General features: G+C 61.5%; 13 protein-coding genes. 8 read left to right on the forward strand and 5 right to left on the reverse strand.

From position 1 onward, the window contains the following. The first annotated feature begins 153 nt into the window (after positions 1–153). Both E3T35_RS10960 and E3T35_RS10965 read left to right on the forward strand, forming a co-directional pair. A complete protein-coding gene (locus E3T35_RS10960) occupies positions 154–978 on the forward strand; it encodes a carbohydrate ABC transporter permease (RefSeq protein ID WP_241988815.1) in 825 nt (274 codons plus the stop codon). Next, complete coding sequence (locus E3T35_RS10965; RefSeq protein ID WP_134345240.1) at positions 975–1811, forward strand: carbohydrate ABC transporter permease; 837 nt, start codon at positions 975–977, stop codon at positions 1809–1811. The genes E3T35_RS10960 and E3T35_RS10965 overlap by 4 nt, the downstream gene beginning before the upstream one ends. A 1-nt stretch (position 1812) precedes the next feature. Here the strand turns inward: E3T35_RS10965 and E3T35_RS10970 are convergent, their stop codons facing one another. The 4 genes from E3T35_RS10970 to E3T35_RS10985 form a co-directional block, all read right to left on the reverse strand. Next, positions 1813–2646, reverse strand: a complete 834-nt coding sequence (locus tag E3T35_RS10970; protein WP_134379083.1) for a class II fructose-bisphosphate aldolase — start codon at positions 2644–2646, stop codon at positions 1813–1815. Between the two features lie 23 nt (positions 2647–2669). Continuing rightward, positions 2670–3560 carry a carbohydrate ABC transporter permease gene (locus E3T35_RS10975; protein WP_174777096.1) on the reverse strand — a complete coding sequence of 297 codons (891 nt, stop codon included), beginning with the start codon at positions 3558–3560 and terminating at the stop codon, positions 2670–2672. A gap of 2 nt (positions 3561–3562) precedes the next feature. Beyond that, positions 3563–4531 (reverse strand): carbohydrate ABC transporter permease, encoded by a 969-nt coding sequence (locus tag E3T35_RS10980; RefSeq protein ID WP_134379084.1) that lies wholly within the window; start codon positions 4529–4531, stop codon positions 3563–3565. Positions 4532–4595: 64 nt separating this feature from the next. Next, a complete protein-coding gene (locus E3T35_RS10985) occupies positions 4596–5849 on the reverse strand; it encodes an extracellular solute-binding protein (protein WP_134379085.1) in 1254 nt (417 codons plus the stop codon). 292 nt (positions 5850–6141) lie between these two features. Here E3T35_RS10985 and E3T35_RS10990 point away from each other — a divergent pair, with 292 nt between their 5' ends. The 5 genes from E3T35_RS10990 to nagA are packed head-to-tail and all read left to right on the forward strand — an operon-like array spanning position 6142 to position 10920. Further along, positions 6142–7035, forward strand: a complete 894-nt coding sequence (locus tag E3T35_RS10990) for an SIS domain-containing protein (protein ID WP_134379086.1) — start codon at positions 6142–6144, stop codon at positions 7033–7035. Then, complete coding sequence (locus tag E3T35_RS10995) at positions 7032–8003, forward strand: ROK family protein (RefSeq protein WP_241988816.1); 972 nt, start codon at positions 7032–7034, stop codon at positions 8001–8003. The genes E3T35_RS10990 and E3T35_RS10995 overlap by 4 nt, the downstream gene beginning before the upstream one ends. Beyond that, on the forward strand, positions 8000–8941 hold the full coding sequence (locus tag E3T35_RS11000) for a 1-phosphofructokinase family hexose kinase (RefSeq protein ID WP_134379087.1): 942 nt from the start codon (positions 8000–8002) through the stop codon (positions 8939–8941). The genes E3T35_RS10995 and E3T35_RS11000 overlap by 4 nt, the downstream gene beginning before the upstream one ends. A 45-nt stretch (positions 8942–8986) precedes the next feature. Further along, entirely contained in the window at positions 8987–9775 is a 789-nt protein-coding gene (locus E3T35_RS11005; protein ID WP_134379089.1) for a DeoR/GlpR family DNA-binding transcription regulator, read from the forward strand. After that, entirely contained in the window at positions 9772–10920 is a 1149-nt protein-coding gene (gene nagA, locus E3T35_RS11010; RefSeq protein ID WP_241987746.1) for an N-acetylglucosamine-6-phosphate deacetylase, read from the forward strand. Before E3T35_RS11005 ends, nagA begins: the two co-directional genes overlap by 4 nt. On the opposite strand, the gene E3T35_RS11015 is transcribed toward nagA, so the two are convergent. Next, a complete protein-coding gene (locus tag E3T35_RS11015) occupies positions 10917–11702 on the reverse strand; it encodes a glucosamine-6-phosphate deaminase (RefSeq protein WP_134379091.1) in 786 nt (261 codons plus the stop codon). The genes nagA and E3T35_RS11015 overlap by 4 nt on opposite strands. Positions 11703–11796: 94 nt before the next feature. Between E3T35_RS11015 and E3T35_RS11020 the strand changes: the two genes are divergently transcribed. Next, the gene (locus tag E3T35_RS11020; protein ID WP_166789925.1) at positions 11797–12507 is read left to right on the forward strand and encodes a copper homeostasis protein CutC; all 711 of its coding nucleotides are present in this window, start codon (positions 11797–11799) and stop codon (positions 12505–12507) included. Positions 12508–12563: the final 56 nt, after the last annotated feature.

The raw sequence follows: 12563 nt of genomic DNA on the forward strand, positions 1-12563 counted from the left end.
ACGTCTCCACGTACCGAAACACTGGAGCGCGCGGCGAATTCGCCGAACGCTCCACGACGGCCGGACCCGGGAACACGACGTTCGCAACGGCGCACTTTCACCGTTCGCAAAAGCCTGACTATTCTGGCGTTTCTCTCCCCCGCCCTGATATTCGTGATCATCTTTGTGTATTACCCGATGATCGCGGGCAGCCAGATGGCCTTCCGCAATTGGAACCTGAGCAATCTCACCGACACCTCCTGGGTGGGATTCAAAAACTTCGCGGCGATTCTGACCGATCCGGTCTTCTACACCGTGCTGAGAAATACAGTCGTCTGGGTCGTGGCTTCTCTCGTGCCGCAGTTCGTGATTGGTTTTGCTCTCGCGCTTTGGCTCCGACGTAAATTTGCCTTTCGAGGACTTTACCAAGCCCTGATCTTTTTCCCGTGGGCGATCTCCGGTTTTCTGATCGGCATCTTGTTTCGGTGGATGTTCAACAGTGAATTCGGCGTGATCAATGACCTACTGTCGAAAGTCGGCCTCACCGATCAAGCGATACCGTGGCTCGCTGACCCCACGACGGCCATGGTCGCCATCATCATCGCGAACGTCTGGTACGGCGTTACATTCTTCACGATCATGATCCTTGCAGCTCTTCAATCCGTTCCGGAGGAGCTCTTCGAGGCCGCAGCCCTCGACGGTGCAGGAAAAACGCGAACTCTCTTTCAGATCACCATTCCCTACATTCGCACCACGCTCGCGCTGACGGTTCTGCTGCGTGTGATTTGGATCTTCAACTTTCCCGACATCATCTTCGGCATGACCGGCGGCGGTCCAGCGAATCAGACCCACATCATCACGACCTGGATGATTGCGACGACCCAACGCGGCGACTACGGGCAGGCATCCGCTCTGGGACTCATTGTCGTGGGGATCCTGCTTATCTTCTCCATCTTCTATCTCCTTGCGATTCGCGAGAAGAAAGCGGTCATCACATGATCGACAGGGAAACCAGGCTGGCCCGCACCATTCGCATCGTTTTTCTCGCGATCTGGCTCGTCATCACGATCTTTCCGCTCTACTGGATCACGATCACGTCGTTCAAAGGCCCCGGGGCGATCTTCAGCTTTCCGCTGACCTACTGGCCAGAAGTCTTCTCGCTCGAGAACTACGTGAACCTCTTTAGCAAGGCGCAGTTCGGCACCTATCTTGCCAACAGCCTCGTGATCGCTGCGGTGGCCGCCACCGTCGCGACGCTCATTTCTTTGCTCTCGGCATATGTCCTTGCCCGGTTCGAATTTCGCAGCAAGGGCGCGCTGATGATGGCGTTTCTGGTCACCCAGATGATCCCGGCGTTCATCGCCCTGGGCCCGCTTTACCTGATGATGTCGCAGCTGGGGTTGGTCGACAATAAGTTCGGACTCGTGCTCGTCTACATCGCGATTTGCATACCGTTTTGCACGGTGATGCTGCGCGGGTTCTTCGCCAACGTGCCGGATGCGTTGGAAGAAGCGGCAATGATCGACGGATGCTCCCGGCTGGGCGCACTCTTCAGAGTCATCGTTCCCGTTATGAAGCCCGGGATCGTCGCCGCGTTCATCTTCAATTTCGTAAACTGCTGGAACGAGTTGTTTCTCTCGGTCACGCTGATGAACCGTGACCAAAACAAGACGATTCCGACTGCCCTGAATGGGTTCATCTCAAGCTTCAACATCGACTGGGGCTCGATGTCAGCGGCAGCGGTTTTGACGATCATTCCGACCATGGTCTTGTTCGCCTTCGCCAGCCGATACATCGTGCAGGGGCTGACTGCTGGGGCGGTCAAGGGATAACCTACGCGGCGAAAAGTCGCATCAGGCGGGCTGCTTCCTGTACAACGGCGGCACGTCCGGCTGCCCCGTACCTGCGGCTGTCAACAACCGCGGCATTCGCGGCGAGATAACCGCGAATCGCCTCGGTGAAGTGTTTGTTCAGCTGCGTCGAGACGTTGATCTTGGTCATGCCGGCTCGAATCGCCTTCACGATGTTCTCATCGGCAATGCCGGATGACCCGTGCAGGACCAAGGGCACGTCGAGAGCGGCCCGCAGTCGCGCGATCAAGCTGTAGTCGACTGCTGCCACGCGCTCCGTCATGGCGTGCGATGAACCGACTGCTACTGCCAGTGCGTCGACACCGGTGCTGCGCACAAATGCGGCTGCTTCACCCGGGTCTGTTCGCACGCCCGGTGTATGGGCGCCATCTTTGCCGCCAACCGCACCCAGTTCAGCCTCGACATATACGCTGCGAGACTGCGCGTACTGGGTGATTCGCGCCGTGATCGCGACGTTTTCATCAAATCCCAGATGCGCTCCGTCGTACATCACGGACCCAAAGCCGAGTTCGATCGCCTCGTAGACGAGTTCTTCATTCTGGGCGTGGTCGAGATGCACTGCGACCTCGACGGCTGACGCTCGCGCCACCGCCAGGGTGGATAGAGCGATCGGTTCGAGTCCGCCGTGATACTGGGCGCAGTTCTCTGAGATTTGAAGTATGACCGGCAGTTCGGCCTGCTCGGCTGCTGCGACGAGCGCCTCGGCCGTCTCGAGATGGAGCACGTTGAACGCCCCAATAGCAACCCCGCGCTGATAGGCCGAATCCATGAGGCTTCGGGTGAGGACTAACGTCATTCGGTCTCCGAGAACTTGATTGGTTACTTGACGCTGCCAGCGGTGAGACCACCGATGAGGCGTTTTTCAATGAGCATGAAGAGCACCACGACCGGCACGATGGCGACGATGGAAACACCGAAGACGTAGTGCCAGCTGGTTTCGTACTGCCCCACGAACTTGGTCAGGGCAACGGCCATGGGCTGGTTGCCCGCCGTCGAGAGGATGACCAGGCTTGCGGCGAATTCGTTCCAGCAGGCCACGAAGGTGAACACGATTGCGGTGACGATGCCCGGCCAGACGAGGGGGAGGTTGATCTTGAACAACACCGTGAGGCGACCCGCTCCATCCAATTGCGCGGCTTCGTCTACTTCCTTCGGGATTCCAGCAAAAAAGCTATGCATGATCCAGACAGCAAAGGACAGATTGAACGCCGCGTTGATCAAGATCATGGCGAGCCAGGTATCGGAAATGCCCAGGAACCCGAACTGACGAAAGAGGCCGGAGGTGAGAACGGCCGGCTGCAGCATCTGGGTCACAATCACCAGGAACATGAAGACCATGCGTCCGGGAAAGCGCGCCCTGGCCGTGTAATAAGCGGCCGGTAGTGCAACGAGAAGTACCAGAAGAGTTGCGAAAACGGAGATGACGATCGTCGAGATGAGGTTCTGCACCAGCGGGGTCTCGGGTGTGGACCACATGGTGAGGTAGTTCTCCCAGTGCCATTCCGTGGGGAAATAGGTGGGCTCAACCGAACGAATCTCGCTCTTTGTCTTGACTGACCCGAAGAACATGATCAGGTAGGGAATCACGAAAATGAGCAGCACCACGGCGCCGGCAACCATGCGCCAGATCACTGTCGAAAGCGGAACCTGATCAGCCGTGTATCGAGGTTTGCGGGCAGCGCGCGGCCCCGACGTAAGCAGGGCGGTCATAATCAGACCTCTTTCATAGGCTTGACGACCTTGACGTAGATCGCCACGATCACGATCACGATCAGGAAGGCAACGACGCTCAGCGCGCTGGCCACGTCGATCTTGTGCTCATTCTGGATGTACTTGAAAATCATCGTCATGACCGTGTCAGCGTCGTAGCCGGGAATCGACCCGGTCATGATTTTGAGGATCGGCAGCGAATTGAAGACGTTGATGATGTTGATCAAGACAGCTACGGATAATGCACCGCGCAGCTGTGGAAGGACTATCTCGAAATAGGTGCGGATGCGACCGGCACCGTCCATTTTGGCGGCCTCGAGAATATCGCCGGGTACCGATTGCAGACCGGCGAGAATCGTGTAGGTCGTGAAAGGGAGGGAGACGAAAACTGCAATGCCGATCGACCAGCTGAAGGCACTGACCGGGTTCTTGGTCCAGCCGTATGGTCCGTCGATCAGTTGGATGTCGACGAGAAACTTGTTGATGATGCCGATGTACCCTTCGAGCCCGTAGTAGACCACGAGCGTGGTCATCACCACGCTCGCTGCCCAGGGGATGATGACGGCGAGGCGCACGATCTGGCGCCCGGGAAATGACTTGTTGAGAAACTGGGCCAGGACCAGCGAGATGAGAACGGTGAGAGCCACGACGGCAACGACCCAGATCAGGGTGCGCAGCATGATTCCGCCGAGCGGGGTGAATTCAAGGAGCGTTGCATAGTTGGCAAACCCGACGGGACCCTTGTCGAGACCGCTCAGGCTGATGTCCCTGGTGGAGTTGTAGAACATGACGACGGCAGGGAAGAGTACGACGCCGAAGATCAGGACGAGTGCCGGCCCGATCCACGGCAAAGCGGAGATCAGATCGGACAGGCGGGTACCCGCTGCTGCACGCTGACGCGCAGGCCCCGAACGGGGACGGCCAGTGGCCGTCCCCGTCTGGGTCGGTGGTTCATGAATTGTTTGAGTCATTTCCTAATCCACCGATATTCCTTGTGATCAACTTGGAGCGAGGTCGCGCACGGCGCGAAGGCTGTTAGCCTTCGTCTGACTTGGCCTGGATTTCGGTGAGAACGGCCTGCGCATCCTTGCCCTGGGCCAGCTGCCCGATCAAGCTCTTGAACGCGGCATCCGTCGCCGACCAGTTGGGGTTCGTGCTCGGGTAGAACTGAGCACCGGGCAGAGCCTCGATGAACGGCGCCAGGGCCGGAGTGTCGCCCATCGCGTCGGAACCGGACTGGGTGGTCGGGAGGAAGTTCTCGGCGGTTACCCACGGCACGTACTGGTCAGCAGAGTAGAAGAAGTCCAGGAACTTCGTGATGGCTTCCTGCTTGGATCCGTCATTCTTGAATGCCATGAGGTGATCGGCTACCCCGAGGGTAAAGGCCGAGCCGTCAACCGTGGGGATGGGGTTTACGGAGTAGTTGAGTGCAGCATTGCCCTCAGCGATCTGACCGACCGTCGGCGGAAGCCCGATGATCATACCGATCTTGCCCTGGACGAAGACGTCCATGAGGGGGCTGCGGTCAGTAGCGCCCGCATCCGCCTGCGTCGCGCCGGCATCAACCATCGACTGAATGAACTTGGCAGCCTCAAGGTTTTCGGGGGTGTCGATCGTAATCGCACTGGCATCACCGAAACCGCCACCGGCACCGTAGAACCAGACCGCCGATTCCGCCTGCGCTTCTTCGGACCCGAGCGGCAGCCCGTACCCGGCTACTCCCCCGCCGATGGCGGAAATCTTTGTGGCCGCATCCAGCAGCTCACTCCATGTCGTCGGGACAGCGGCTACGCCGGCCTGTGCCAACAGGTCTTCGTTGACGAAAAGTGCACGGGCCGAGGCGAGCAGGGGCGCGCCGAATTGGACGCCGTCGACGGAAGCGTTCTCAACAAACGAGGACTGGAAATCAGCGAGGGTGTCGGCCGACACTACTTCGTCGATCGGGTACAGCAGGTCATCCGCGGCAAAACCCGCAAACGGGCCGCCGTTCATGATGTCAGGCGCTGCGTTTCCCTGAACCTTGGTCGTGATGACATCGGTCAGGTTGTCCCAGGACTGCACCTCGAGGTTGACCTTGATATCGCTGTTGGCGTCTTCGAAGTCGGAGATGACGCCTTCCCACAGTGCCTGCGTGTTGTCCGAGTAGCTGGGGACCAACAGGTTCACGGTCGTGCCCGATCCGTCGGACCCGCCCGACGCGTTGCCGCCACCAAAACCACAGGAGGCTAGTGACATCGTGGCCAGCGTCGCTGTCACGACGATGCCCCCCAATCGCAGAGACTTCTTCATGTCTGATTTCCTTATCGTCTGATGATGTTTTTTGACTGCAAAAGCACCTGAACAGTCACATCCATTCAGGTTTTGACCAGTTTGGCGCGCGGGTCGTGTCAGCACAACTGTTGATATCAGATCGTTACATGACGTCAACAAACGCTTAGAATAGTTGGTAGTGATTGATTTTCTAGCTCTACAATCATTAACAGTCAGAAATGACCGCGAATTTTCAAATCGGCGTCATTCCACCTGAATGATCGCAACCAATCAATCCGAAAGATCCACAACTTACCGAGGAGCCACGGTCATGACGACATCCACCGAAGAACACATGGCGACGGAACTGGCCTCACAACCCGAGACCTGGGCCCGTGCCGTTGCGATGACCGATGAACAGCGACTGCTCCCCTCTCGTGGGCAGAAAGTCGCCATGGTTGGCTGCGGCACTTCCTGGTTCATGGCCCAGGCCTACGCGGCCTTGCGCGAGAGCGCCGGCCACGGGGTGACGGACGCTTTCTCGGCCTCCGAGGCCTTCATCGATCGCGATTATGACGCCATCATTGCCCTCACTCGCTCCGGGACCACGACTGAAGTGCTCGACATTGTGAAGGCACACCGCGGTCGAACTCGGATCGTTGGAATCGTCGGCGACACGACCTCGCCGTTCGTTGACGAGGTGGATGACCTCATCGCCCTGCCGTTCGCCGATGAGCAGTCGGTCGTGCAGACTCGATTCGCGACCACGGCGCTCGCTTTTCTCCGCGCGAGCCTCGGCGAAGATCTCAGCACGGCCATCGCTGACGCCGAGTTGGCGGTCGCAGACGAACTCGATGACGGGATCATCGGCGCAGAACAGATCACCTTTCTCGGCCGGGGCTGGACCGTCGGTCTGGCTCACGAGGCCGCACTCAAAATGCGCGAGGCGACACAGTCCTGGACCGAGTCTTACCCCGCGATGGAATATCGGCACGGTCCAATCAGCATCGCCGCCCCCGGGCGCATCACCTGGATGTTCGGCGCGGCGCCCGCAGGTATTCGAGAGGATGTGCTCGCCACCGGCGCACGCTTCGAAACGAGCGCCCTCGACCCGCTGGCCAACCTCGTGCGCGTACACAAGCTCGCTTTGCTCCGCGCCCGCGCCAAGGGCCTCAACCCCGACCTGCCTCGGAGCCTGACGCGGTCAGTCATACTCGACTCGTGACCAACTTTCCCGCGGCCGTCTCAATTGAGCCCCTCGGGGATGGTGCAGCCGTCGTCGCCTTCGACATTGGTGGGACCGACATCAAGGCCGCGCTGTTCGATGCGTCCGGTGCCATGCTCGGTCTGACCCGAGTCCCCACACCGCATCGTGGTGTGCACACCGTCGATGCCGTGATGCAAGAAATTGCGGACCTCACCGCCGGTTTTGCGACGGACTTCCCGCTCGTGCAACCACTGGCGGTCGGGCTTATCGCCCCGGGCATCGTCGATGACGATCAGGGAATCGGGATCCGCGCGGCCAATCTGCAGTGGGCGGATGCCCCCTTCAAACATCTCGCCGAGAAACGTCTGGGCATGCCCGCATCGTTTTCCCACGATGTCCGCGCAGCCGGGGAAGCGGAATTCCGGCTCGGCGCAGCCCGGCCATACCGAGATGTGGCCGTCGTCGTGATCGGCACCGGCATTGCGGCGTCGCTGTTCATCGGGGGGCGAGCTCATTCGGCGGGCGGATACGCCGGTGAGTTGGGGCACGCCATCATCGACCCGGCAGGCGAACTGTGCGCCTGTGGTTCGACCGGCTGTCTCGAAACCATCGCATCGGCCGGTGCCATCGTGCGCCGCTACGAGCGGGCCACGGGAACGAAGATGCCCGGCGCCAAAGAAATCATTGAGCGAGCCGTCGACGGTGATCCCCAAGCGCAGTCGATCTGGAACGACGCCCTCGACGCCCTAGCTTTGAGCATCGCGCAGCTGGCAGCGGTGCTGGCCCCCGAGGCCATTGTGATCGGCGGTGGTCTGGCTCAGGCCGGCGCGGCACTCCTCATCCCGCTGCGCACGCGCGTTGACAATCTCCTGAGCTTCCAACGAAAGCCGGTCGTGGTCGCGGCCAGTATCGGTGAAAATGCCGGACTTCTCGGGGCATCGCTCCATGCCCGTGCTGCTGCAGTCGCTGCCGGAGCAGCCCAATGATCGTCACGGTCACGCCGAATTCCGCAGTGGACCTCACGTACCTGCACCCGGACATCCGTTTTGGGGAAACCAACAGGGTGCCCACCGCTGTCGCTCGTGCTGGCGGTAAAGGACTCAACGTGGCGCGGGTCATCCACCAGCAGGGCCAGCCCGTATTGGCTGTAGCGACGGCCGGCGGTCGCACCGGTCAAGCGCTCGTGGACGATCTCGTACAGGCGGGCATACGTCATCACATAGTCGCCGTGGAAGCGGACACCCGGCGGACTATCGCTCTCGTTGATTCTGGGCGCGAACAAACCACGATTTTGAACGAGCACGGCCAGAACCACACGCGGCAGGAGTGGCTCCGACTGACCGGAGAGACGACAGCTGCCCTGGCCGGCGCACGATGTCTGGTGGGCTCCGGCAGCCTGCCGAGCGGTGCCGATGAAGCCTTCTACGCCCAGCTGGTGAAAGTGGCGCGCGAACGCGGGATTCCGAGCATCATCGATACGTCTGGGCCGGGACTCCTGGCCGCAGCACGTTCGGGTGCGTCTGTGCTCAAGCCGAATCGTGAGGAACTTGCCGCCGCCACGGGGATGGTCGACCCGGTCGGTGGCGCCCGCGCTCTGGTGCAGTTGGGCGCCGGACTAGTCCTGGTGTCGCTGGGAGAGCGGGGCATGCTTGCCGTATCGCGCGAGCATCCGCATTCATCACTGCACGCACGACTACCGCGAGTGCTGGCGGGCAACGCCACCGGTGCCGGGGATGCGGCCGTGGCGGCCGTCGCCGTCTCGTTAGCCGCGGGAATAACGAATACCGATGCCCTGCTGCGGCAAGCCACCGCCTGGTCTGCCGCTGCCGTCCTCATGCCCCTGGCCGGAGAAATTTCTCCTCAATTTACGAACTTCGTCGAGGAACTCGTCGTGGATCGCCTTGTCGACGAACCCGGGCCATAACGTCGGGATAGATTTGCAACTGAGAAGCTTGAGAAACGAGAAATCATGAACCGCGCCGAGCGTCTGATCGCTGTGCTGGACCTTCTGGCTGAATCGGGCCATCTTGAGGTCGACGACATCATCACGAAACTCCAGGTGTCCGCCGCGACGGCGCGACGCGATCTCGACACGCTCGCTTCGCAACAGCTGCTAACCCGAACGCGCGGAGGAGCCACCGGTCAGGTCGTCGCCTACGATCTCCCCGTGCGTTACAAGCGGGAGCAACACGCCCCGGAGAAGCAGAAGATTGCGATAGCGGCGAGTTCACTCATAGAGCGCGGGGATGTCATCGGCCTCTGCGGTGGCACGACCAGTACGGCCATCGCGAGTGTGCTCGTTGCCCGCGCAGACATTATGGAGGCCAGCCCCCACTCCAATCTGACCGTCGTCACGAATGCCATCAACATTGCGGCGCAGCTCGCCATGCGACCTCAAATCAAGACCGTCGTCACCGGAGGGGTGGTGCATTCGCGGTCCTATGAGCTCGTCGGCCCGTACAGTGCCGAGGTACTCAATCAGGTGACCCTTGACCTCGCGTTCATCGGCGTCAACGGAATCGATCCGATCCGCGGCGCCACGGTCAATGACGAACGAGAAGCCGCGGTGAACTCGCTCATGGCCCGGCGTGCCACGAGGGCTTTCGTGGTGGCCGATTCGAGCAAGATTGGAACGACAGCTTTTGCCACTCTGGGTGCCCTAACGGTCTTCAGCGCGTTGATCACGGATTCGGGAATCACCGCGGATCAGCTGTCGGCGTTCGCCGAGGCGGGGCTCGAAGTAATCGTCGGCCAGTGACACACGTTATTCACTCCGCCAGGATGATTTCGGGCGGCGCGACCACGCCGGACTCATGGGTTGCTTTCTCCGGCGACACGATCAGCGCTACCGGAACAGGTGCAACCTGGCGCGGCCTGGCCACGGCCACCACCCGAATCACGGACGCTGCCGGCCGCATACTCTCGCCGGGTTTCGTAGACATCCACTGCCACGGGGCCGGAGGCGCCGCTTTCGACGACGGTGCCGAGGGCATCACCACGGCGCTGCAGGTACACCGCCGTCACGGCACAACCCGGAGCGTCTTGTCGCTCGTGACCGCCAGTCAGGCGGATCTCGAGCGGCGGGTCGCGATCGTTGCCGACCTGGCACAGCACGATGCGCTCATTCTCGGCGCCCATCTCGAGGGGCCGTTTCTCGACCAGACCTACCGTGGCGCCCATGACCCCACCCTGCTCAGTGCCCCGGATGCGAAACGGATCGATCGACTGCTCGCGAACGCTCACGGACAGTTGCGCCAGATGACGCTGGCCCCCGAGTTGCCCGGGGCGATCGACGCGATTGCGCAACTCGTCGACGCTGGTGTTGTGGTCGCCGTGGGACACAGTGCCGCTGACTATTCCACAACGCTCGCGGCCTTCGATGCGGGGGCGACAATCTTGACCCACGCTTTCAACGGGATGAAAGGCATCCATCACCGCGCGCCCGGACCCGTGGCTGCCGCGACGCATTCCGCAGGCGTCACCCTCGAGATCATCAACGATGGCGTCCATGTGCACCCGGAAGTCGTGCGGCTGGCCTTCGCGGGCGCGCCCGGCCGGATAGCCCTCGTGACGGATGCCATGGCCGCCACTGGCGCCTCGGACGGCGCCTATCTTCTGGGCTCGCTCGCCGTGACGGTAACCGACGGCGTCGCCCGGCTGACCGATGGCGGATCGATTGCCGGCTCGACGCTGACCCTCGATGTCGCGCTGCGCCGAGCTGTGACCGGGGCCGGCGTGCCGATCGCCGAGGCCATCACCGCGCTCACGGAGACACCGGCCCGAGCCATCGGTCGCGGTCACGACCTGGGGTTACTGGCCGCCGGCTATGCGGCGGACGCCGTGCTGCTGGGCGAAGGTCTTGCTGTCGAAGCGGTATTTGCCGCGGGGCGTGAGCTGACTTAGATCGTCTGCCAGGCTGGGCGGTTCGCCCAGATGTACTTGTAGTAGTCGAGGTTGACCAATTTGCTCGCGGCCGCTTCGTCGACGACGACGGTGACGTGGGGGTGCAGTTGGATGGCGGTGCCGGGCTGGCTGGCCGAGAGGGGCCCTTCAAAGGCCGCGGCCAACGCGGCGGCTTTGCCTTCTCCGAAGGCCAGCAGCACCAGGTGCCTGGCGCGCAGAATTGTGCCGAGTCCCTGGGTGATGCAATGCACTGGAACATCATCCGGCGACTCAAAGAACCGGGCATTGTCGGCGCGGGATTTTCGGGCGAGCGTCTTCACTCGGGTGAGGGATGCAAACGACGAGCTGGGCTCATTAAACCCCAGGTGCCCGGTTCGACCAATGCCGAGTATTTGCACGTCTACTCCACCCGCCGCGATCAGTGCTCGTTCGTACTCAGCACCAGCAGTGGAAAGCGTGGCGACGTCGCCATTGGGCACATGGACATTGGCCGGGGACAGTCCCAGCGGCTCTACGACGTCTCGCGCGATGACCATCCGGTAGCTCTCGGGGTGGCCGGCCGGCAGCCCGACGTACTCGTCGAGGGCGAAACCTCGCACTCTCGAGACATCGAGGGGACGCTCCGAGAACGATCGAGCCAGTGACGCGTACACCGGCAAGGGGGTTGAACCAGTCGCCAACCCGAGCACGGCGTCGGGTTTGGACTCGATAAGTGCCCGAATCGACTCGGCGATCAGATCGCCAGCTGCTCGTTTGTTCTCTACAACAACGATCTCGGCCAATGGGGGCTCACTTCCGGTGTGATTGTATTTGATTCTATAATACATATAATAATCATTTGCAATCATTTCTGAATCAATGCGGCAGGACACTTTCATGCACACACTCGTCGAAATTTGCATCGATGACCTGGACGGAGCGCTCGTGGCCGAGCGGGCCGGAGCCGACCGGGTCGAATTGTGCGGCAATCTGGTCGAGGGCGGCACCACTCCGAGCATTGGGCTGCTCACGCGTGTGCTCGATTCCGTCGGACGCGTTGGCGTGCAGGTGATGGTTCGCCCACGCGGCGGCAACTTCGTGAACTCGGCGTCGGAGCTCTCGGTGATGCAGGCCGACATTCGGGCAATTCGGCGCGCCGCCACCGGCACGGCCGTGCGGGTCGGCGTGGTACTGGGTGTGCTGACGCGCGACAACCACATCGATCAGACCGCGATGCGTCGTTTGATCGCCGACGCGGCAGAGCTACCGGTCACCTTTCACAAGGCTTTTGACGAAGTGTTCGACCTGGGCGCCGCCCTCGAACAACTCGGCGAACTCGGCGTTGAACGCGTTCTCACTTCCGGCGGACAGACCACGGCGATTGACGGCGGAGGGGCGCTGCGTGACCTCCGCCAGCACGGCTCGGCCGTGCGCATCCTGGCCGGCGGTGGGGTTCGGGCGCACAACGTGGCAGCGCTGGTGGCATCGACCGGGGTTAGTGAGGTTCATTTGCGCGCCCAGGTTGCCAGCCCACTCGGCACGGGAACTTTGGCCACGGACTTCGACACCATTCGTTCGGTGATCGGGGCGCTCGCCGGGCCGCACTAAGCCCGGTGAACGTGCGGCGTACGCCCGCGGAACGGCCTTGCCGCGGGTTGCAGCGG

Source organism: Cryobacterium sp. TMT1-2-2 (assembly GCF_004403505.1).
Lineage (GTDB): Bacteria > Actinomycetota > Actinomycetes > Actinomycetales > Microbacteriaceae > Cryobacterium > Cryobacterium flavum.

What these genes read in the sequence shown, in the direction of transcription:
- E3T35_RS10965 (WP_134345240.1), top strand. Translation starts at nt 975, where the DNA reads ATGATCGACAGGGAAACCAGGCTGGCCCGCACCATTCGCATCGTTTTT.
- E3T35_RS10975 (WP_174777096.1), bottom strand. Translation starts at nt 3,560, where the DNA reads ATGACCGCCCTGCTTACGTCGGGGCCGCGCGCTGCCCGCAAACCTCGA.
- E3T35_RS11000 (WP_134379087.1), top strand. Translation starts at nt 8,000, where the DNA reads ATGATCGTCACGGTCACGCCGAATTCCGCAGTGGACCTCACGTACCTG.
- E3T35_RS11020 (WP_166789925.1), top strand. Translation starts at nt 11,797, where the DNA reads ATGCACACACTCGTCGAAATTTGCATCGATGACCTGGACGGAGCGCTC.
- E3T35_RS10970 (WP_134379083.1), bottom strand. Translation starts at nt 2,646, where the DNA reads ATGACGTTAGTCCTCACCCGAAGCCTCATGGATTCGGCCTATCAGCGC.
- E3T35_RS10980 (WP_134379084.1), bottom strand. Translation starts at nt 4,531, where the DNA reads ATGACTCAAACAATTCATGAACCACCGACCCAGACGGGGACGGCCACT.
- E3T35_RS10990 (WP_134379086.1), top strand. Translation starts at nt 6,142, where the DNA reads ATGACGACATCCACCGAAGAACACATGGCGACGGAACTGGCCTCACAA.
- E3T35_RS10985 (WP_134379085.1), bottom strand. Translation starts at nt 5,849, where the DNA reads ATGAAGAAGTCTCTGCGATTGGGGGGCATCGTCGTGACAGCGACGCTG.
- E3T35_RS11005 (WP_134379089.1), top strand. Translation starts at nt 8,987, where the DNA reads ATGAACCGCGCCGAGCGTCTGATCGCTGTGCTGGACCTTCTGGCTGAA.